The sequence below is a fragment of the Pseudoalteromonas rhizosphaerae genome (genome assembly GCF_028885455.1).
Classification (GTDB): Bacteria; Pseudomonadota; Gammaproteobacteria; order Enterobacterales; family Alteromonadaceae; genus Pseudoalteromonas; species Pseudoalteromonas rhizosphaerae.
In genome coordinates, this window is the sequence record NZ_CP118496.1 from 2,567,260 (window position 1) to 2,588,976 (window position 21,717).

The window sequence follows — 21,717 nt, forward strand, 5'->3', positions numbered from 1 at the left end:
AAGAATTCATTATTTAGCCATTAATACAAAAATAGCCGAAATTAAGCTAAAAGTTATGCTTATAACCACCAAACTGCTGCATAAAACAAGCCACTTTTTACGTTTTTTACTATGTTTTGGAAAGCGATCGAGTGCGTCGTTTTTATCGCAAGCCGCAACGACTTCAACAAACTCAAAGCCCCGCTTTTGATATTCATTTAGTTGCTCAGTCTGAGCTGGAATAGCCGCAACACTATTATCTTTTTTTACAATGTAAAATTTCATCGGTTACCTCTGCAAGCTGTCAGCTAGCTTATTCAATACTATAATAAGAGGTTTATTACTCATCGTTTAAGTTAACGTGTTTACAAACTGTAAAGTTAACTGTAATAGACTTGCATTAATTAAGCCTGAATTTCGTACAAAAGTTGCTGTAAACCCCCTTTACAATAATTACAATGTTGTTAATCATCAGTATTTAAGAAAAAGTTATTTTTTACCCTATAAATGCGGCGGTTTATCGCTATTTAATTGAATATATCTGACTATTTTGACAAAGTATGCTTACGAAAAATTAACAGGATTAATTATGAAAAAAGCAGTTGTAACTTTAGGGGCTATATTTTTACCGTTAGCTCTCTCAAGTACTGTTATGGCTTCTGTAGTTGAGCAAACAAAAGGCAGTTATGTTGATAAGTTTCGCCAACTCGATGAAGTGCTGCCTACACCGAATGTTTATCGCAGTGCAGCAGGTGAACCTGGTGAAAAATACTGGCAACAGCATGTTAATTACGACATCGATGTAAAGCTTGATGAAAAAGCGCGTCGCTTAACAGCAAGTCAAACCATAGAGTATAAAAATAATTCACCACACACACTCAAGTATTTATGGTTGCAACTCGATCAAAATATTTTTAAAAGTGACTCTATTGCAGAACGTACTGCTACATTTAATGGTTCTGCCTTGCAGGGAGATCCACAACCCAAAGCAACTAAATTAAGTTTAAGCCAGCTACGTCGTCAACAATTTATGAGTGACAATGAACTTGGCTTTACAATTGCTAATGTTAAAGATGACAACGGTAAAGAATTAAAAGTCACAGTTGTTGATACACTAATGCGTATTGATTTAAATGAACCACTGAAACCAGGCAAAGACACCGAATTCAGCATGGACTTTGCTTTTAACATCGTTGAAGAAGATGCCGTTGGCGCTCGCTCTGGTTACGAGCATTTTGAAAAAGATGGCAACGATATATTCTTACTTGCTCAATGGTTTCCACGTTTAGCTGCTTATACAGATTACGAAGCATGGACTAATAAAGCCTTTTTAGGCAGTGGTGAGTTTACGCTAGAATTTGGTGATTATGATGTTGAGATCACTGTTCCTGCCGATCATATCGTCTCAGCAACGGGTAAGCTTGATAATGCTAGTAGCGTGCTGACCCGTACTCAGCGAAACCGTTTAGAACAAGCCAAAAATACAAAGCGTCCAGTATTTATCGTTACTGAAGATGAAGCCTTAGAAAATGAAAAAGAAGGCACAGATAAGACCAAAACATGGCACTTTAAAGCGGAAAATGTGCGTGACTTTGCATGGGCGTCGTCGCGTAAATTTATGTGGGATGCAAAAGGTTACCAACAAGGAGGTAATGATCAGCCATTAGTGATGGCTATGTCATTTTTCCCTAAAGAAGGTGGCGATCTATGGAAGAAGTATTCGACCGAAGCAATCGTACATACAATGGAAGTTTATTCGCGCTTTTCATTTGATTATCCATACCCTGTTGCGCAGTCAGTCAATGGTCCAGTAGGCGGTATGGAATACCCAATGATCACATTTAATGGCCCACGAACTGAGTTACAGGATGACGGTTCGCGTACTTATTCACAAGCTGAAAAGCGCTTTTTAATTGGCGTGGTGATCCACGAGGTTGGTCATATTTATTTTCCTATGGTGGTGAACTCTGATGAGCGCCAATGGACTTGGATGGATGAAGGTTTAAACAGCTTTTTAGATGGTGTTGCTGGGCGTGAATGGGATCCAACTATTCCATGGGGTGTTGAACCGCGTGACGTTGTTGCCTACATGAAGTCTGAAAATCAAGTGCCGGTAATGACTCAGTCAGACAGCGTACTGCGTTTAGGGCCTAATGCTTATACCAAACCTGCGGCCGCACTAAATATTTTGCGTGAAGTGATTTTAGGCCGTGAGCTGTTTGATTTTGCGTTTAAAGAGTACGCCCAGCGTTGGAAGTACAAGCGCCCTACCCCTGCTGATTTTTTCCGTACCATGGAAGAAGCATCAGGTGTTGATTTAGATTGGTTCTGGCGTGGCTGGTTCTATAGCACTGATCATGTTGATATCTCGCTCGATAAAGTCTATCAATTACGTTTAGATACTAAAAATCCTGATATAGATTTTAATCGCCTACGTGATATTGAAGCGGCTAAACCTATGCCACTATTTGTGGAACGCAATAAGGCTGAAGCTAAAAAGCTATGGGTTGAAGAAAACTCCGACGTAACTGATTTCTACGATGAAAACGACCGCTTCACTGTTACTAACAAAGAGCGCAACTCGTATAATAAATTCTTAAAAGGCTTAGAGCCATGGGAGCGTAAAGTACTCGATCGCGCAGTTGCAGAAGATAAAAACTATTACGTGCTTGAATTTTCGAATTTAGGCGGCCTAGTAATGCCAATTTTACTTGAGCTTAGCTATGAAGATGGTACTAAAGAAGAGCGTATGATCCCTGCCGAAATCTGGCGTCGCAACCACAAACATGTGCAAAAACTTATTATTACTGATAAGAACAAGCCTTTGGTATCAGTAACGGTTGACCCTCGTTGGGAAACTGCAGACGTAGATGTTGAAAATAATAACTACCCTCGTCGTATTATCCCTTCACGTATTGAAGTGTATAAAAAAGAGCAAAGTAAAGCCAAAGTCAGCCGCGATATCATGCATGATATTAAAACTGAGCTAAAAACAGGTGACGAAAAAGACAGCGATAAGGAGCAAGAATAATGCGTTTTATGCTTATTATTCTTGCTTTTATAGTTGCTATGCCAGCGATGGCGCATCAACTTAAAGCATCAGTAACTACAGTTTTATTTAATAAACGTACTAGTAATATTGAGCTAATGCATCGGTTTTATTTACATGATACCGAGCATGCTGTGGAGCATTTATTTGCCGGTGGTGCAGATATTATTAGTAATAAAGAAGATCAACAACGCTTTGTAGATTACATAGAATCACATGTTGCTTTACAAACACTATATGGTGAGCCGCTAGTGTTGAAAGAAGTGGGTGCGCAAGTTGATGGTAAGTTTTTTTGGGTTTATCAAGAAGCGCCGATCCCAAAGGACATTAAAGGGATCCGTATGAGTCACGGCGCGCTGCGTGATTTATGGCCTGCGCAAGTGAATATGGTTAATGTTGAAGGTCAAGGCAAAGTGAAAACACTGCACTTTACCCAAGATGACACTTGGCTAGAAGCGCGCTTTGAACCAGCTAATACAGCTGTAGAGTAAACTAAGTAGGCAAATTTAAAAGTCCCCCAACCGACGCGCACAGTAGTTTTGTGCGCGTTTTTTATTAATTTTTATATTAAATACGAATATGTTCCTTTTCATATCTAATTGCGTAAACTATCTTAAAGTAAGTAATTTGGATGAAAATCAAATCATATACAAGGAGTGGTATGAATACGTATCAAAGTACAGTAGCTGGGGTTATTTTTGATTTAGATGGCACCTTAGTATCATCTGAACTTGATTTTACTCTTATCAAAGCTCAAGTCGGTTGCCCTGACGAGCATGATCTACTTAGTTTTATTGATGGCCTTCCGTCTCCTTACATGCGTGAGGAAGCAATGAATATTGTCCATCAGCATGAGCTTATTGATGCTCAACATGCAACGTTGTTACCCGGTGTAGCGCAAGCTATCGCGCGTTTAAAAGAGCAAGCAATACCAATGGCAATCGTGACACGTAATTACGACCGAGCTACTGCGCTGAAATTAAAAAATAATCCGTTGCCAATTCAAACTGTACTCACGCGTAGTGATGCCCCCCCTAAGCCAGATCCGAGTGCTTTGAATGCAATTGCAACGTTATGGGGAATAGATCAGCAACATATACTTTATGTTGGTGATTATCTTTATGATATCCAGGCTGCACATAATGCCAATATGCGTGCTTGTTTATATGCACCGAGTGATGTTCCTGCATATGCAGAACAAGCTGATTATATTCTGCACCATTTTTCTGAATTGCCTAACTTAATAAATAATTTAGGGCAAACACGACAATCTCGACTTATAAATGCTTCAGTTTAAGTAGAATTTTAGTGTTATGTTAAATAGCGTGTTGTTTAACTTTTATAAGCGTAAGTACTGTTAAACGAAATGTCATAATTGTGATTTTGCAGTCATTTAATCACTAGCTCAATACTGCGCAAATTGTTAAAATGTTGCCAATATCGAGTTTCCAATAGAGGCATAAGATGGGCAGAGCATTTGAAGTACGTAAAAGCTCCATGGCGAAAACAGCCAATGCTAAAACCAAAGTTAATTCTAAGTACGGTAAAGAAATTTACGTAGCAGCAAAAAATGGTGAACCTGATCCAGAAGTAAACCAGTCGCTAAAACGCTTAATCGAACGCGCAAAGCGAGATCAAGTACCAGCACATGTCATCGAAAAAGCGATAGAAAAAGCTGCTGGCGGAGCTGGTGAAGATTATGCAACAGCCCGTTACGAAGGCTATGGCCCAGGTAACTGTATGGTGATTGTTGACTGTTTAACAGATAACCCAAATCGTACTATTAAAGATGTTCGCTTACCGTTTACTAAAACTGATTCAAAAATAGGTACACCAGGCTGTGTAGCACATATGTTTGATCATTTAGCTGTACTTGGTTTTAGTGGTGACGATGATGAAGTGGTACTTGAAGCTTTAATGATGGCTGATGTTGATGTAACCGATGTAGAAGTTGAAGATGGCAAAGTATCGGTTTTTGCTCCACATACCGAATATTACAAAGCAAAAACAGCATTAGAAGAGGCGTTTGAAGGTATTATTTTTGAAGTTGACGAAATCACCTTCGTGCCACAAGTGCATATAGAAATTACTGATGCCGATGTTATCGCTAATTTTGATAAATTTATTGCAATGTTGGAAGATTGTGACGACGTACAAAACGTTTATCATAACGCCACGGTAGTGAATTAGGCTGAAGTTATAAAGTTAGCAAGTTAGTAGTTTCGAGAAGATACAAAAGCGCATTTCATTGCTGGAATGTGCTTTTTTTGTTGTTGATGGCTTATTTTGCTGAATGCTGATTATTCAGGAAAGTTATGGTTAAAGGATAATTTAAGCAAAAAAAACCAGCCCGAGGGCTGGCAATATGACACTAACAAACTCGAAGGGGAGCTATTGTTGCGCTTTATATTTTATACGAAACGCATGCAATAATGGTTCAGTATAGCCACTGGGTTGTTTAACTCCTTCTAATACAAGGGCTAATGCAGCTTGATATGCAATACTTTGTGCTAAGCTTTGCACTGAATCGGCCATATTAACATAAGCCGGATCCCCTTCATTTTGGCCATCCACTACTTTTGCCATTTTCGCCATGGTAGTTTCTATTTGTGCCTGCGTGCATACCCCATGCTGCAACCAGTTAGCCATATGTTGGCTTGAAATACGCAGTGTAGCCCTATCTTCCATTAATCCTATATGGTTAATGTCAGGCACTTTAGAACAGCCTACACCTTGATCAATCCAACGTACTACATAACCTAAAATACCTTGAGCATTGTTATCCAGCTCTGCCTGAATATCTTCTTTGCTCAAACTATTAGGATCAACCATCAAAGGCGGAGTTAATAGTTCTGTTAAACTAGCTTGTTGACGCTGGGCAATCGCTTTTTGACAGGCAAACACATCAACGTCATGATAGTGCATAGCATGTAAGGTGGCTGCAGTAGGGGAGGGCACCCAGGCAGTATTAGCGCCTGCTTGCGGATGGGCAATTTTTTGCTCCATCATCAACGCCATTTTATCGGGCATTGGCCACATACCTTTGCCTATTTGTGCGCGACCACTTAACCCGGTTTGCAAACCGATATCGACATTTCTGTCTTCATAAGCATTGATCCAAGGTTGTTGCTTAATGGCTGCTTTTGGTAATACTACACCTGCTTGCATTGAGGTATGAATTTCATCACCTGTACGGTCTAAAAAGCCAGTATTGATAAATACCACACGTTGTTTAGCAGCATTAATACAGGCTTTTAAGTTCACCGATGTACGGCGCTCTTCATCCATAATGCCCATTTTTATGGTGTTTTTGGGTAACTGTAAAAGCTGTTCAATACGACTAAATAATGTATTGGTAAAAGCAACTTCTTCAGGACCATGCATTTTCGGTTTGACGATATTGATACTGGCTGCAGTTGAATTTTTTACCGGGCTATTGCCATTTAAGTCATGCAGTGCGGCAGTGACCGTGATCATTGCATCCATGATACCTTCAAATACGTCGCGGCCTTGGCTATCTTGAATCGCAGGGTTTGTCATTAAATGGCCAACATTACGCACAAACATCATACTACGCCCTTTTAGACTTAGCGGTTTCCCATCAATACCTGAATAACTGCGGTCTTTGGCGAGTGTACGCTCAATCGTTTTGCCATCTTTTGTGAATGACTCAGCGAGAGTTCCTTTCATTAAGCCTAACCAATTTTGATACACTTGCACTTTATCTTCGCCGTCAACGGCGGCAACGGAGTCTTCACAATCCATGATGGTGGTAAGTGCAGCTTCGAGGAGGACGTCTTTTAAGCCCGCTTTGTCGGCTGCACCAATGCTATGATTATGATCTATTTGTAGCTCTATATGGAGGCCATGACTGAGTAATAAAATTGCACTGGGGTTTTGTGCTTCACCTTGAAAACCAATAAGTTGCGCTGGTTGTTTTAAGCCTGTTTGTGAGCTATCACGTAAGGTGATGATGAGCTGGCCATTAACTACCGAATAATTAGTACTTTCAATATGTGAGCCATTTTCAAGTGGTAACGCTTTATCTAAAAACTGCCTTGCGTAGGCCATTACTTTAAAACCGCGAACAGGATTATAGTTGCTGCCTTTTTCAGCGCCATCTTCTTCGCTAAGTACATCAGTGCCGTATAAGGCATCGTATAACGACCCCCAGCGTGCGTTAGCGGCATTAAGTGCAAAGCGTGCATTACTTACTGGCACAACCAGCTGAGGGCCAGCTGTGCGGGCTATTTCAGGCTCAACATTTTCTGTCTCAATGCAAAAATTATCGGGCTCAGGGACTAAATAACCAATGTCAGTTAAAAACTGTTGGTATTGCGCTGCATCCCAGTGTTTATTTGCTAGGTGATAGCTATCAATTTGGTGTTGTAGGTCTTCACGCTTGACTAATAATGCACGGTTAAGCGGACTAAGGTCATCAATAATTTCAGCAAATCCTTGCCAAAAGTGTTGTTCGCTAATACCTGTACCGGGTAGCAGTTGCTGGTTAACAAAATCGGCTAATTGGTTATCTACGGTTAATCCAAATTGGCTGTGAGAGAGTGTCATAATCGATATCCTTTTAAACGGTCGCGGTGCAATTGACTGCATGTGAGCAATCTTTTGTTAACCATAACCTAAAAATACGCAATAGGTGTTCTTTTAGCCATTCACTAAATATATAGCCAGCATAACAACTATAAATTTACTAAATCCAATAAATCGGCCTAATGTTGATTTAAGCGCTACAGAGCATTAACTCTTAGCCTCTCACACAACCATATAAATAAAATTTAGTTTTAACCCGTTCAGAGGATTTTTTATTATGACTACTTATCAACGTGAAACCGATACTTTAGCTACACTTTGTCAAGCACAAGGTAAAACATGGCAAGCAATTAATCCTGAATACGCAAGTCGTATGCGTTTGCAAAATCGTTTTCGTACGGGATTAGACATCGCCCAGTTTACAGCTGACATCATGCGTGAAGATATGGCTGCATATGATGCTGATACCAGCCAATACACACAATCGCTTGGTTGCTGGCATGGTTTTACTGCCCAACAAATGATGATGGCGATTAAACGTCACCAAAAAACCACTAAGCGTAGCTACGTATACCTAAGCGGTTGGATGGTTGCTGCGCTGCGCTCTGAGTTCGGCCCACTACCGGATCAAAGTATGCACGAAAAAACCTCAGTACCGGCGTTGATTGAAGAAATTTATACTTTCCTAAAACAAGCCGATGCTCGTGAACTTGACCATTTATTTAAAGACTTAGATAACGCCAAAGCAACTGGTGGTGATGTACAAGCGGTACTTGATAAAATAGATAACTTTGAAAGTCATGTGGTGCCGATCATCGCAGATATTGATGCTGGTTTTGGTAATGAAGAAGCAACCTACCTACTCGCTAAAAAAATGATTGAAGCGGGGGCATGTGCTATCCAAATCGAAAACCAAGTTTCAGACGCGAAGCAATGTGGTCACCAAGCAGGTAAAGTAACTGTGCCACACGAAGACTTTTTAGCAAAAATTAACGCCGTGCGTTATGCCTTTTTAGAACTGGGTATTGATAACGGTATTATTGTCGCACGTACTGACTCACTTGGTGCCAGCTTGACCCAAAAAGTGCCGGTATCACAAACACCTGGCGACCTTGCTAGTCAGTACAATGCGTTTTTAGAAACCACACCAATTAACGGTGTTGAAGATTTAAATGAAGGTGATACGGCAATGAAGCTGAACGGCCAACTATGCAAGCCGACTCGCCTTGATAATGGTTTATACCAATTCCGCGAAGGCACAGAAAAAGACCGTGTTGTACTAGATTGTATTACCAGCTTGCAATCGGGTGCTGATTTACTGTGGATTGAAACTGAAAAACCACATGTAAAACAAATTGCTGAACTGGTTAATCGGGTTAAAGAGCAAGTTCCTGACGCTAAACTGGTTTATAACAATTCACCTTCTTTCAACTGGACATTGAAATTCCGCGAGCAAGTTTATCAACAGTGGTTAGACGAAGGTAAAGACTTATCTGCTTATCCAAGCATTGATGATAATAAGGCGCTAATGGCACCAGAGATGGATGCAACTGAACTTGCAGTCGCAGCAGATGAGTTAGTACAAAACTTCCAACGTGATGGCGCGCGCGAAGCTGGTATTTTCCACCACTTAATTACGCTACCGACCTATCACACGGCTGCATTGAGCACTGATATTCTGTCAGAAGGCTACTTTGGTGACTTAGGTATGCTGGCTTATGTACGTGATGTGCAGCGTCAAGAAATTCGCCGCGAACAAGCATCCGTTAAGCATCAAGACTTAGCAGGTTCTAACATGGGAGATACCCATAAAGAGTACTTCTCAGGTGAAAATGCGCTTAAAGCTGGCGGCGAAGCAAACACTATGAACCAGTTTTAACATAACAGTCCAACTCAACAATGTTACCAAGGGCCGCAAGGCCCTTTTTTTGATGCTAGCAATTACAGAGGATATACAGCTTTACACTTGCTAACTTTACCGCTCAGATCAGATTTTAACTAAGGCTTGGATCAGTATTTAACTAGCATCAGATTTATTTTCAATTTTTGGATCAGAGTTTAATCAAGTGAATTTTTTGGCGGTATTTTTTATCAATTTAGCGATTTAATCAGCTTTTAGCTCTTTGGAAAGGGGGGATTTTGATAAAAATGGCCGTTATTAGCCATTAATCAGAAAATATAAACCGATTTTTTACCAACTCTAACCGACTACAAACCACTTTTTTACCAACTTAAACGCCATAAACAGTGACTCAAACCGATTTTTTACTAACTCGATGACCAAAAAATGTCATAAACCGAAATTTTACTAACTCGATTTTTTACAAAGTCCGATACTTGTGTAAACTTTAGAATATGTGAATGAGCACTCACTTTTTGTAAAGGGGGTTTACAGGGGATTTGACTAGGGACAAATTAGCGAGAGTAAAAGTTGTTAAGGACCAAGCTACGGTTTCTAGCTTCACACTTGCAACTTGTTAACTTTACTCTCGCCGCTAACTAACTTCTATTTACTATGCTTATCAAACCACCATTGAATATAAGCTACTTTAGCCATCAAGTTTGACGGCCGTTTTGTTATGCCATGTGATGCATCAGGAATACGTACCATTGCTGTATCAACTCCTTGTAGCTTTAATGCTTGATAGAATTGCTCGGTCTCAGAAATAGGAGTGCGGTAATCCGCTTCACCAGTGAGTAGCATGGTTGGTGTTTTAACATTACCAACATAGCTAATTGGCGAGCGTTTCATATAATGCTCAATATGATCCCATGGCTTACCTGGGAACCAGTAATCGGCAAAGAATGGGTAGAAGTCGGCAGTTAGTACAAAGCTGATCCAATTGATCACCGGCTTGGCAACAACAGCGGCGGCAAATCTGTCTGTATGGCCAACAATCCACGCCGTAAGTACACCGCCACCTGAGCCACCGGTTACAAACAGTTTTGACTGATCAATAAAACCTTTGCCAATAAGCGCATCAACGCCAGTCATTAAGTCATCAAAATCGTTACTAGGATAATTGTGATGAATAGTTTGCGCGAACTCCTTCCCGTATGAATCACTACCACGCGGGTTCATATATAAAACCACATTACCTTTAGCGGCAAATAATTGTATTTCAGCGCTAAAGTGTGGACCGTAGTTAGCGACAGGGCCGCCGTGTATTTCTAAAATAAGGGGATATTTTTTACTACTATCAAACCCAGGAGGGTAGGCGACCCAACCTTGAATTGGTAAGTCGTCATAACTTGATTTCAGCCAAATTTCTTCTACTTTTGCCAGCTGTTTATTACCAAGCGCGTCGTCATTTAATTTTGTTAAACGTTGTGTTTTACCATTTTTAACTATTGCTATATCAGCAGGACGTTGGGTATCAGCAAGCGTGATTGCCACATCACCATCGTCGCTTATATCAAAGTCACCACCAGAATAAGGGCGACCGAATGAAACACTCCCTATTTTTTGTGTGATCACTTTTCGTTTGCCGCTACGTGGTTGATAAGCGAGTGCGGTTTGGCCTTCACTGGCGTAACTAAAATAAAGCCCTCTAGAATTATCAGCCCATTTAATTTGCTCGACACTGCGGTCAAAATCAGCGGTTAAACTTGTGGTATCACCCGATTTTAAATCGCGAATATATAGCTGGGTATTTTCATAATTGGTACGTTTATCATCATAACCGGTATAGGCAAGATAACGCCCATCTGGTGATATTTGCGGTTGCTGATCAGGACCTTCTCGGTCGGTAAGCGCTGTTATTTGTAGATCATTTAATGTCAGCTGATATATTTCAGAATTTGTTGGTTTGAGTTTAAAGTCAGCATGGCGATTAGCCGAAAAATAAAGGCTGTTACCATCTTCAGAAAAGCTAACTGGCCCGCCATGATCAAAGTCGCCAGAGGTTAACTGACGGGCATTACCGCCATTGGCTTCAATAGTAAACAAATGACGAAAACCAGGCTTGGTATAACCGCCGCCATCGGCACGATAATATACGTCATCAATAAATTTAGCAGGCTCTGCCCAGCTGGCACCTTCAGGCTTGCCTGGTAAGTTAATAGGAGAACTAACTTTACTCGGTACAAATTGGCTAAACAGTAATTGCCGACCATTAGGTGACCACTGCAAACTTGAAGGGCTTTGAGTAAGATTACTAATTTTTGCAACAGCGCCTGTTTTTAGCCATTTTACATAAATTTGGCTACTGCCATCACGAGTTGAAATAAACGCTAAACGTGATTGGTCTGGCGACAAGACAGGGGAGTAATCCATATGTACACCCGATGTAAGCGGTTGTAATTGCTTTGAACTACTGTCGACAGACCAAATATTACTAACTTTACTATCTGATTTAATGTCCATCCGATTACGAACAAAGTAGACGGTTTTACCGTCGTTAGTCATTTCAATTTGATTGGCATATTCAAGGTCGAATACATTTTCTAGTTGAAAAGTTTGCAGGTTATCATTGGCTAATACTGAAAAACACAGCGAGGTTAGGAGGGCTGCGGGGGCAATCAATTTCATTTTAATTCCTTGTTATTAATTATCGCACCTAACCGTTATAGAATAACAAAACCCAAAGGTACACCATCATGCGATGAATACCTGATTGATTATTAGTGGCTACTTGCCGACATTAGTATTTTTGAGTGGTTGAGCTGCGATAGTAAATTCACACTCGGTGAGTACTACACTTTTATTACATTGATAGAAAACGGTTACGTAAGTGTCTTGAGGCACTTGCTCTGCAAGCGTTTTAGTAATTTTAAACTGCAATTGTTGCTGATTAAAAGCAATTAGCTGTGCAGCTTCAAAACCAAAAAATTGCTTTACGCTTGGATATAGTGCTTTAAAAATACTTTCTTTTGCTGAAAAAATGACGGTTAATGGATGTGAAAGCTGCCCAGCCAATCGCCTAAACAGTGGATATTCATCGGGATGCAAAATTTGCTTTTGTAGCTCTAGCTCTTGTTTGGCACTCATTAGTTGCTCTATATCAATACCAATTCCAGCGATATCAGTGTGCTGACATGCTATAGCCATTGCGATCCCTTGCGTGTGGGTAATGCTACCAATAATGTTTTTAGGCCATATGGGCGCGCGATCGGGGCCTGAGATAATATCAAAACAGGGGATATTGAGGGCGGTTAACACCTGTTTTGCGCAAAAACGGCCGGCGAGGTATTCAGCTCTTCGTTTTACAACAGCCTTTTGTAGTTGTTGCGGTAACACAATCTGATAATTTAAAAAGTCACAGTCAATAAAACTGCTACTGTCAAACTCACAACAATAACTATTATGACTAAGTTGTGGGCTCAGTTTAGTATAAAGAGAAAAATCCATAACATTTTGCTGTTTTGTTTAGTGTCATTAGTAAGACTTTGATAATACACTAATAACTTCATAAATAAAGTAAAGGCTATGACTATTTAAGCTGAGCTTTGGTTAAGAGATCTACTAACATATTTATTTTAGCATTAATATTATTTTACTCCCCAGCCGGAAATTCTCAGGGATAACAAAGCGATTGAGCTTGGAGCTACTGATAAGGGCGCAGCCGGTCTACTTGAAATGTCAGGGTTTTATGCCGGTTACTTTGGTGATTTAGATGGCAATAAACTTAATGCATTTGTTTACGCAGGCAAGTTAAGCTGCGTTATTATATAGCAGGATCACAAGTTCAGACCTTACAAATCAGCTAGAACATGCGTTTTCTGCATTTAAATGAAGTTTTGAAGTGATGACTATTAAATGCAGCGGGTTCGCCATCCCGAATGGATAGAGGGCCTCAGCAGCTTATGTTGACTCCTATAATATTATGAACAAACAGATGAAGGAATGACTGGTGTATATTGGTGAAATGGCAGGCGTTCAGGCGTGTCAATTAAAGCAATTAGGCATTATGAAAGTATAGGTCTACTGACAAACATAGAACGTCAAGGTTGTTACCGTATTTATGATAACGCTGATGTGGAATTTGTTTCGCTTATAAACGTGCACAATTATTAGGGTTAAGTTTAACTCAATTAAAACAGCTAAAAGTCACTAGACATGACTTAGATTGGCCAGCGTTAATGGCTTTGCCTTTCAATATCAACCTAATAAAAGCATTCCTGAAAAACTTCTTAAAGTACTTACCGCAGAGGTTGTACTAACGCTTGATACCCCCGTTTATTATCGTTATTTTCAAGGAGACTGTGTGACAAAGCAGTTAAAGCACACAACTTTAGGCTTATGTGGCATTAAAGTGCTAAAAATAACGCATATTGGTCCAGGGCAAGATCACGAACTTTACCTTGACTTAAAAGTATGATCTTATACTCCTTTTTAAGGAGCCCCCATGCCTGATATTCAACTATTTAAATATTTCGAATCAATTGACGACCCTCGCCAGCAGGGTAAAGTTGTCCATAAACTTTTTGATATCATATTCTTAGCTGTCAGCGCTGTCATATCTGGGTGCCAAGGCTGGGAAGATATTGAAGATTTTGGCCATGATAGATTAGATTGGCTCAGGAAGTACGTTCCTCTTGAGCAAGGTATCCCTCGCCATGACACAATCGCTCGTGTGATGAGTCGCATTGATATGACGCAGTTTCAAGATTCTTTTTCTTCTTGGATGAAAGACTGTTCTAAATTAACTCAGGGCGATGTAGTTGCGATTGATGGTAAGCGATTGAAAGGTTCATTTAATCAGTCAGATAGGCGCGATGCACTTTATATGGTCAGTGCATTTGCGTGCGAAAATGGTGTTGTTTTGGCGCAATGCCCTGTTGATAAAAAGTCGAATGAAATAACAGCGTTACCAGAGCTTCTTGAATTACTGGAGATAAAAGGCTGCTTAGTCACGATTGACGCGATGGGGTGTCAAAAATCAATTGCAGAGACAATAGTGGATAAACAAGCCGATTACCTACTGGCAGTAAAAGCGAACCATAAAGGACTGCTGTCACAAGTAGAGAATGCTTTATTACCTGAGGTCACACGACAAGCGTCCGAAGGAGTTTTGTTTAATGAAGCCGATTATCATAAAAACAGAGAAGAATTCAGGTGTTGTGCTGTTAGTCATAACGTAAGTGATTTATCAGAAACGAGCAATTGGAAAGATGCCAAAACAGTGGGAGTTATTGTTTCTTATAGGAAAGAAAAAAACAAAGTAAGCAATGAGTTATGCTACAGATACTACATCAGTTCAGCATATCTATCGGCGGAAGAACTCGCAAGATCCGCACGGCAACATTGGCAAATAGAGAATGGATTACATTGGCGTTTAGATGTCGGATTTAAAGAAGATGATTGCCGAATTAGGCGTGAAGGTGCAGCACCTGTATTTGCGGGGCTGAGACACATCGCATTTAATCAGCTAAAAGCAGAAACAAGCTTTAATAAAGGCATGCCCGCAAAACAGAAAAAAGCTATGCGCAGTACAGATTACCTTGAAAAGGTATTGAAATCATAGACTTTTTTCATGCTCTTGCCCTGCATATTGGTCCAATCAACAGTTTAACGACAAAGTAGCGGGCTAAGTGCTTAAAACAGATGGCTAAAATGGCGATGAAATGAGAGTATAGACTTTACTTTATAGCTCGTAATATCTTCAATTACCGTTTAATAACAATAATATAAGTGAGAACTCGTGTGCGATTTTGTATTTTAACACTCGTTTTAATAGGGATTTTATCGGCACTGGTTGGCTGCTCAGGAGAGTCAGTTTTTGAAGCTCCATCAACATCACAATTTCGCCATACGCAAGAAATTGTTGAGTCTGCGGCGTTATCTAATGATGGCCAGCTAAGTGTTGTCTCAGAGCAAGGTAAGGTATGTGTATGGGATAATAAGATAAGCAAAATCTTGTTTAGTTGCATTTCCGGTGATGATGCAAAACATATTGAATTGCTTGGCTTTAGTGATGATAAAACTAAGTTTTATATTTCTAACCGCACGTCAGTACATTTATTTTCAGTTGCAAATGGTCAACTACTAGGTAGTTGGTCAACAGGGAAAAACATTGCTCGTGATATTGCAATATCAGCAAACGGTCAGTTAATAGTGGTAGGCTATCGTAGCGGTGAAGCTGATGTGATCAACTCTCTAACTAAGCAAAATACGCTATTTCAAGTTCATCGCCTTGATATTAATTCTGTAGCACTATCTGCAGATGGACAAACAGCATTAAGCGGTTCAAGCGATAAGTTTAGTTATTTATGGTCAACGAAAGATGGCACTATTTTAAAAGAGTTCAAATTAGCGACTCGTGTTAATCATGTCAATATAAACGAAAATGCAAGTTTAGGTTTTGCGATAGATTCTGTTGATGATCGTATATTTCTTGATTTAAACACCGGTATTAAAAAAGCTGAGCTAAATATATTTACTAATTTTATAGAGTTTAACCACTCGCGGTTTGTAAATGATGATAAATGGTTTTTAACCGGCTCACCGAAAAGCACGATACAATTATGGCGTGTAAAAGATGGTACATTATTGGCTGAGTATAAAGCGACACAACAGCGCATTCGTGGCTCAGTTTTAGCTGTAGCGTATGATAAAGAAAATAAAACAATTGTCAGCGAAAGCAGTGATGGAGTACTAGAAGTTTGGCCGTATCAGCCTAAGTAAGCGAAAACTTAATTGGATTTTAAAAGCCGTGTTTACTTAACAACCCCGGCTTTTATAATTACCGCTTAGCGCTATTAATAATCAAACTTATGTTCAGTAAATAAGCTCTGTACTTGTTGCCATATTTTCCCTGGTTTGCCATCAGCGACCAGTTGACCGTTGAGTTTTACCACTGGGCCAACTTCTTTTGTGGCACTGGTGATCCACACTTCATCGGCTGCAAATAGTTCCTGCTTAGTAATAATACGTTCTTGAACTTTAAAGTCACTGTGGCTGTGTAATATCGTTAAAATTAACCAGCGAGTGATACCCGGTAAAATTTGGTTATCCAATGGGGGTGTGCTGATCACGCCATCTTTAACAATAAACACATTACTTGAGCTTGCTTCGGTAAGCTCATCTAAGCGATTGTATAAAATGGTTTCTTTATTGCCAGCCGCCGCACCATGCTGGTAATGAATCACGTTGCCGAGTAATGCGGTTGACTTGATGTGGCAACGCTGCCAGCGCTTATCTTGCTCAACGGATACAGTATAAGTCGTGGCGTTGTCGATATCACTAACGGGTTGTGCTGGAATTTCAAAGGCGTAGGCAAATACCGTAGGCGTAATACCACTCGGGTATGCATGAGCACGCTTAGTATCAGCGCCACGGCTAACGTGCAAATAAATACCAAGGTTTTCGCCGTGATTTTTCTCACACAGCTGCTGACAGATTTCACGCCATGTATCAGCTGTATAATCGAGTACAATTTCCAGTTCATTTAAACCATTTTTCATGCGTTCAATATGCGCTGCAAAGCCAAGCATGTTGCCATTATAGGCAGGGATCACTTCGTAAATACCATCGCCAAATAAAAAGCCTCTGTCCATTGGCGATATTTTTGCGTGCTCTGCGTTCATATAGTCGCCGTTTAAATACACCGTACTCATTATAAATCCTCATTCTGATTGGCAACACCGCTAAGCTGACGTAGTCTTGCGATGAGTTGTTGGCCATGCATAGCATGTAAGCCATCTTCGGTTAATTCGTTTTTGTGAGTAACGCCATCTACACTGCCACGTTCACTCAAATATTGCAGGATTGCTAAAGTATCGACTTCTGCGAGTAAGTCTTGGCTATGCCAGCGGCTTAAAAACGCAATAATGCCGTAAGCTGCCCAGTTTGATACATCCGCTAACAGCAGTTCATCGCAGCAAGTAAGGCACGGCATAATGCTCAGCTCAGTCATATATTGTGATAAATTGCCCATCCCTATTTCGTTACCGCCATCACCAATAGCTACAGTTGGGCAGGGTGCTTGGCTGACAAAAAAATCAAAACAACCACAATCAGCCGAAATATCAATACCACGCATATTGTAATATTTATTGCCGTGACACAGCCCAGGGCGCTCGATAGACAATACGCAATCTGGTTTTAACTCAGCCAGCGCAGCTTTGCTAAAAGCCATTGCATCAGTAAAATTATTCAGTGGCAATTCAAAACAGTTAAATTCATTTTTCAGTGCACTGTAAAGGGGGTTTCCACAGACTAAAATAGGATTTTTACCCAGCGTAATTAAAGCATTGTATAAAGCAATGGCGCCTACAGGGCCATCGGTTTCAAAGGTTTGCTTGACGGCAAAACCGGTACCAATGAGTACCGTACTTTTGGCATCAAATAACGACTTTGCAGCGCGCAGATAAGTACCTGTCTGTTGATAGGCATAGAGATTTTGCATACCACGTAGGTTTTGTTCTACCATCATGGTTTCGATTGCTTGACTTAATTGTTCATCACTTAACGAGTGTGGCATAACGCTTTGATCTCTTGAATAAGGGCAATGCCTGCAGCGTTATCGCCATGCACACATAAACTGTCTGCGTGTAAAGGCAGTTGTTTGCCCGATTGTGTGGTTACGCAGCCGGTGGCGAGTAACTGTTTAACTTGCGCTATTAGCGCAGGTTTATCATGCACACTACCAGCAATTTTCCGTGATACTAATTGACCGTCATCGGTATATTGGCGATCAGCAAATGCTTCTAAAATTAATTCAAGGTGATATTGTTGAGCAAGTTGTTGATGTTGCTCTGCTTTCGCAGTGGCGAGAAGCATTAGTTTTAAAGGGCTCGGGTAACTGGCAACAGCTTGCATCACAGTGGTCAAAATTGTTTTATCGGCCATCATATCGTTATATAACGCGCCATGTGGCTTCACATACTCTAAAGTGAGGCCTTGTACTTTTGCCATACCTTCAATTGCGGCTATTTGATAATGCAGGCAATTGCTTAGCTCTTGTGGTGTTAATGCCATGGAGCGACGACCAAAGCCCTGTTTATCAGGATAGCTGGGGTGCGCGCCTATAATGACGTTATGTTGTTTAGCAAGCATCAGGGTGCGTGCTAGAACATCACTATCACCGCCATGAAAACCACAAGCAATATTAGCCATATCAATATGCGGCATTACCTCTTCATCAAGGCCCATTTGCCATGCGCCAAAGCTTTCCCCTAAATCACAATTGAGCTTCATCATTATTTCCGTTTAAAAAGCCGAGATATGGGCGTTTTGAATGTCGGTGATCAGCATATGACCTGGGCTATGTGTAATGCAAAAATCAGGCGCAGCATTAGCTATGGCTACTTGCGGCGTGACACCACAGGCCCAAAATACCGGTACTTCACCGTCTTTAATGGTGACAGATTCACCAAAGTTAGGGCGATTAATATCTTTAATACCTATTGCAGCTGGATCCCCAAAGTGAACTGGCGCTCCATGCACATCTGGAAAGCGGCTACATATTTGGATTGCCCGAATCGCATCTGCCGGCTTCATCGGTCGCATACTAACGACCATGTTAGCATGAAATATACCGGCGCTTTCGCAAGGAATATTAGTCATGTACATAGGTACATTTTTATTTTCCGTAATATTACGTATTTCTAGGCCCGCCAACTTTAACGACTCTTCAAATGAAAACGAGCAACCAATTAAAAAAGTGACCAAGTCATCGCGCCATTGCTCTTTGATATTCGTTACTTCTTCAATCAATTGGCCATTTTTAAAAATACGATAGCGAGGTATGTCAGTCCTAATATCTAAATCATGAGCAACATTTGGAATGCTGGTAGCTCCAGGCGTGCGGCTACTTGCTACAATTGGGCACGCTTTTTTGTTTGCTTGGCAAAATTGTAAAAAATCAAACGCATAGCGCTGGGGCAAAATCACTAAATTAGCCTGTACAAAGCCGGGAACAAAGCCCGATGTACTACCGGTATAATCTTCATTCCTGATCATATTACGAATAGCGTAAGGCGTAGTAAGTGATGCGTTATGTTGCATAGTATCCTCGTAAACTTTTAGTTGTTGTTAATGCCACTGACGGTAACAGGCAAAGTACCTTGCGCTGGCTTTTTACCAACTAGTACTTTTGCAAGAGCAGTAAAAGCTGGCCCTGCTACTTTAACATCATTATCTACATCTATGTTATACGCATAAGCTGCTAAAATTGCATCCGCATATTGGCCAAATGTGGCAATATCGTATGGTGCTCGTAAACTAACAAAAACGGTTTTCTTATCAGCTTGTTGCGCTTGCTGAAGCAGTTTTTCAAGTGCCGGACCTTGCGCCGATTTTGCAATTGCAAATGCAGGGTTATCAGCAAGGTCATCCATGCCGCCAATTTCTACCGCGCTTTGGTTTGGTGATGCATTGCCTGCAATGATGATATCCGCTTCATTGATTGCTTTTAACGTCGCAGTGGGCTCAAAGCCTTGTAAACTGGTGCAGCTAAATGCAAGTGGTTGCTGAGTATTTTCTGCAATTGCCTGTTGTAGCGCCAAACACTTGCGGGTATCAGGCATGATGATATGTACTTTACTATTTGCCGTCAGTTTAACCGGTAAAGTGTGCTGGTCATTTTTAACTTGGGTAATGGCGGCAAGAGCCAGCTCAGCTTCGACTTTGCGATGATTATCATCACCGAGAATAAGTTGTGCTTTTTGCATTGCTAACGATTCGTCAAGCTCTGTGGTCAGTTTAAATTTACTTTTTAAATTGATGATGCGTTGAGCAGAGATAGCGACTTCGTCGGCTTGTAAATTACCTTTTTTAACTTCGCTCACTAAGCGGCTGATCAGTTTATCTAATACGACTAAATCTTTTGGACTACGAATTTCAATTGGCATCAAAGCAATATCAACCCCGGCAGCAAAAGTATTTACAACGGCTTCAATTGGTTCGAAAAAGTGGCTAATACCAGCCATATCTAGCGCATCGGTGATCACTACACCTTGATAGCCCATTTCATCGCGTAATAATTCGCTGATGATTTTATGCGACATCGTCGCAGGTTTGATCATGGTTTTGCCATCTTTACTAACAAATGTGCTGCTATCCAGTGCTGGGTACTGAATATGCGCAGTCATGATCATGCCAGGGTTTTGCTTTTTAATAATAGTTTGAAACGGAGGTAAATCTTTTTCCCAGATAGTTTCTTTATCGTGCATTACTTTTGGCAAGCCGGTGTGGCTATCAACGTTTGTATCACCATGGCCTGGAAAGTGTTTCAGTGAGGTAATTACGCCATTACCTTCAAAGCCAGCAACTTGTGCGCCACCTAAAATACTCACAAGTGTTGGATCTTCACCGTATGAGCGCACATTAATAACCGGGTTATCAGGGTTCATGTTTACATCAATAGTTGGTGCATAGTTAACATTCACACCAATGGCCTTTAATTCATCAGCAATCACTTGTGCAGATTGTGTAGCAAACTTGGTGCCGTGAACCGCATAACTTGCGCCAATCGACATATTACCAGTAAATGAAGTGGCAATATCACGAGGAATACGTGCAACACGTCCGCCTTCTTGGTCAATTGAAATAAATAAAGGTGCGCCTAAGCTCGACTTTGCCGCAGCTTGTTGCATAGCATTATTTAATTTAACAATTTGCGCAATATTATCGATATTTTCAGCAAATAAGATCACCCCACCAATATTATGTTTAGTGATCACCTTGGCTAAATCTGCAGGTAATTCAGTGACTGCATTACGGCATTTTTGCTCAGGTGTGTTCTCGCTGTCTTGCTCACAATAATAACGAAAATCGAGCATCAGCTTTTGGCCAAGCTGTTGCTCAAGGGTTAAATTGGTCGCTGCAAAGGTCGATTTCATTGGTAATAAACACCCTAGTCCAAAGAGAATTGATGATATGGCAAACTTATTTAACACAGTAGGCTCCAAAGCTGAATTGCTTATTTTATTTATGAATATTTTATTCCTGATGGTAATGCCATTTTGGATTAAAATACAACATATTTTTGTCACATTAACGTTTTTTTTGCAGAACTGCAAAAACCACCGACGAATCACATGCTTGCCTGATCATTACATAAATATTAAGAGTTAATAGTTATTTAGATGAAAAAAAATAATATTAGACGAGCTTTTATTAATGGTAATTCGCTCTTATTTCAAGTAATAATATATTCCATAATGCTTGGTGGGTCGCCAAGCGAGTAAATTAACAG

General features: G+C 40.5%; 18 protein-coding genes. 9 read left to right on the top strand and 9 right to left on the bottom strand.

The window, feature by feature from the left end:
• Positions 1 to 9: 9 nt before the first annotated feature.
• Positions 10 to 264: a hypothetical protein gene (locus PVK79_RS10795; protein ID WP_182731983.1), complete on the bottom strand. Its 255-nt coding sequence runs from the start codon at positions 262 to 264 to the stop codon at positions 10 to 12.
• 304 nt (positions 265 to 568) lie between these two features.
• Between PVK79_RS10795 and PVK79_RS10800 the strand changes: the two genes are divergently transcribed.
• The 4 genes from PVK79_RS10800 to PVK79_RS10815 all read left to right on the top strand — a co-directional run bounded on the left by PVK79_RS10800 (position 569) and on the right by PVK79_RS10815 (position 5,218).
• Positions 569 to 3,010 (top strand): M1 family metallopeptidase, encoded by a 2,442-nt coding sequence (locus PVK79_RS10800; protein ID WP_257326719.1) that lies wholly within the window; start codon positions 569 to 571, stop codon positions 3,008 to 3,010.
• On the top strand, positions 3,010 to 3,519 hold the full coding sequence (locus tag PVK79_RS10805; protein ID WP_257326720.1) for a DUF6702 family protein: 510 nt from the start codon (positions 3,010 to 3,012) through the stop codon (positions 3,517 to 3,519). Before PVK79_RS10800 ends, PVK79_RS10805 begins: the two co-directional genes overlap by 1 nt.
• A gap of 170 nt (positions 3,520 to 3,689) precedes the next feature.
• The gene (locus PVK79_RS10810; protein WP_257326721.1) at positions 3,690 to 4,325 is read left to right on the top strand and encodes an HAD family hydrolase; all 636 of its coding nucleotides are present in this window, start codon (positions 3,690 to 3,692) and stop codon (positions 4,323 to 4,325) included.
• A gap of 167 nt (positions 4,326 to 4,492) precedes the next feature.
• Positions 4,493 to 5,218: a YebC/PmpR family DNA-binding transcriptional regulator gene (locus PVK79_RS10815; RefSeq protein ID WP_145238859.1), complete on the top strand. Its 726-nt coding sequence runs from the start codon at positions 4,493 to 4,495 to the stop codon at positions 5,216 to 5,218.
• A 201-nt stretch (positions 5,219 to 5,419) separates the two neighbouring features.
• On the opposite strand, the gene PVK79_RS10820 is transcribed toward PVK79_RS10815, so the two are convergent.
• Complete coding sequence (locus PVK79_RS10820; protein ID WP_182731980.1) at positions 5,420 to 7,597, bottom strand: malate synthase G; 2,178 nt, start codon at positions 7,595 to 7,597, stop codon at positions 5,420 to 5,422.
• 256 nt (positions 7,598 to 7,853) lie between these two features.
• On the opposite strand from PVK79_RS10820, the gene PVK79_RS10825 reads away from it, so the two are divergent.
• Positions 7,854 to 9,455 (top strand): isocitrate lyase, encoded by a 1,602-nt coding sequence (locus PVK79_RS10825; protein ID WP_145238853.1) that lies wholly within the window; start codon positions 7,854 to 7,856, stop codon positions 9,453 to 9,455.
• Positions 9,456 to 10,082: 627 nt separating this feature from the next.
• Here the strand turns inward: PVK79_RS10825 and PVK79_RS10830 are convergent.
• Together PVK79_RS10830 and PVK79_RS10835 are read right to left on the bottom strand one after the other, a co-directional pair.
• Positions 10,083 to 12,107, bottom strand: coding sequence for a S9 family peptidase (locus PVK79_RS10830; protein ID WP_182757837.1), 2,025 nt, complete (start codon positions 12,105 to 12,107; stop codon positions 10,083 to 10,085).
• 99 nt (positions 12,108 to 12,206) lie between these two features.
• Entirely contained in the window at positions 12,207 to 12,926 is a 720-nt protein-coding gene (locus PVK79_RS10835) for a 4'-phosphopantetheinyl transferase family protein (protein ID WP_257326722.1), read from the bottom strand.
• Between the two features lie 534 nt (positions 12,927 to 13,460).
• On the opposite strand from PVK79_RS10835, the gene PVK79_RS23550 reads away from it, so the two are divergent.
• From PVK79_RS23550 to PVK79_RS10850, 4 genes are all read left to right on the top strand, one after another.
• Positions 13,461 to 13,592 (top strand): MerR family transcriptional regulator, encoded by a 132-nt coding sequence (locus tag PVK79_RS23550; RefSeq protein ID WP_222428961.1) that lies wholly within the window; start codon positions 13,461 to 13,463, stop codon positions 13,590 to 13,592.
• A gap of 52 nt (positions 13,593 to 13,644) precedes the next feature.
• Positions 13,645 to 13,896: an NADPH-dependent FMN reductase family protein gene (locus tag PVK79_RS10840; protein ID WP_257326723.1), complete on the top strand. Its 252-nt coding sequence runs from the start codon at positions 13,645 to 13,647 to the stop codon at positions 13,894 to 13,896.
• Positions 13,897 to 13,923: 27 nt separating this feature from the next.
• Entirely contained in the window at positions 13,924 to 15,042 is a 1,119-nt protein-coding gene (locus PVK79_RS10845; RefSeq protein WP_257326725.1) for an ISAs1 family transposase, read from the top strand.
• Positions 15,043 to 15,221: 179 nt separating this feature from the next.
• Entirely contained in the window at positions 15,222 to 16,202 is a 981-nt protein-coding gene (locus PVK79_RS10850) for a WD40 repeat domain-containing protein (RefSeq protein ID WP_257326726.1), read from the top strand.
• Positions 16,203 to 16,276: 74 nt separating this feature from the next.
• Here PVK79_RS10850 and PVK79_RS10855 read toward each other — a convergent pair whose 3' ends face one another.
• From PVK79_RS10855 to PVK79_RS10875, 5 genes are read right to left on the bottom strand one after another with little or no spacing between them, the layout of a single operon-like run.
• Positions 16,277 to 17,134, bottom strand: a complete 858-nt coding sequence (locus PVK79_RS10855) for an aminotransferase class IV (protein ID WP_145238837.1) — start codon at positions 17,132 to 17,134, stop codon at positions 16,277 to 16,279.
• Positions 17,134 to 18,000, bottom strand: coding sequence for a glutamate cyclase domain-containing protein (locus tag PVK79_RS10860; protein ID WP_182761157.1), 867 nt, complete (start codon positions 17,998 to 18,000; stop codon positions 17,134 to 17,136). Before PVK79_RS10860 ends, PVK79_RS10855 begins: the two co-directional genes overlap by 1 nt.
• Entirely contained in the window at positions 17,985 to 18,716 is a 732-nt protein-coding gene (locus PVK79_RS10865) for a 5-oxoprolinase subunit PxpA (RefSeq protein WP_182767388.1), read from the bottom strand. The genes PVK79_RS10860 and PVK79_RS10865 overlap by 16 nt, the downstream gene beginning before the upstream one ends.
• A gap of 12 nt (positions 18,717 to 18,728) precedes the next feature.
• A complete protein-coding gene (locus PVK79_RS10870; RefSeq protein ID WP_149980357.1) occupies positions 18,729 to 19,526 on the bottom strand; it encodes a putative hydro-lyase in 798 nt (265 codons plus the stop codon).
• 17 nt (positions 19,527 to 19,543) lie between these two features.
• The gene (locus tag PVK79_RS10875) at positions 19,544 to 21,361 is read right to left on the bottom strand and encodes a glycoside hydrolase family 3 protein (RefSeq protein ID WP_257326727.1); all 1,818 of its coding nucleotides are present in this window, start codon (positions 21,359 to 21,361) and stop codon (positions 19,544 to 19,546) included.
• Positions 21,362 to 21,717 lie beyond the last annotated feature (356 nt).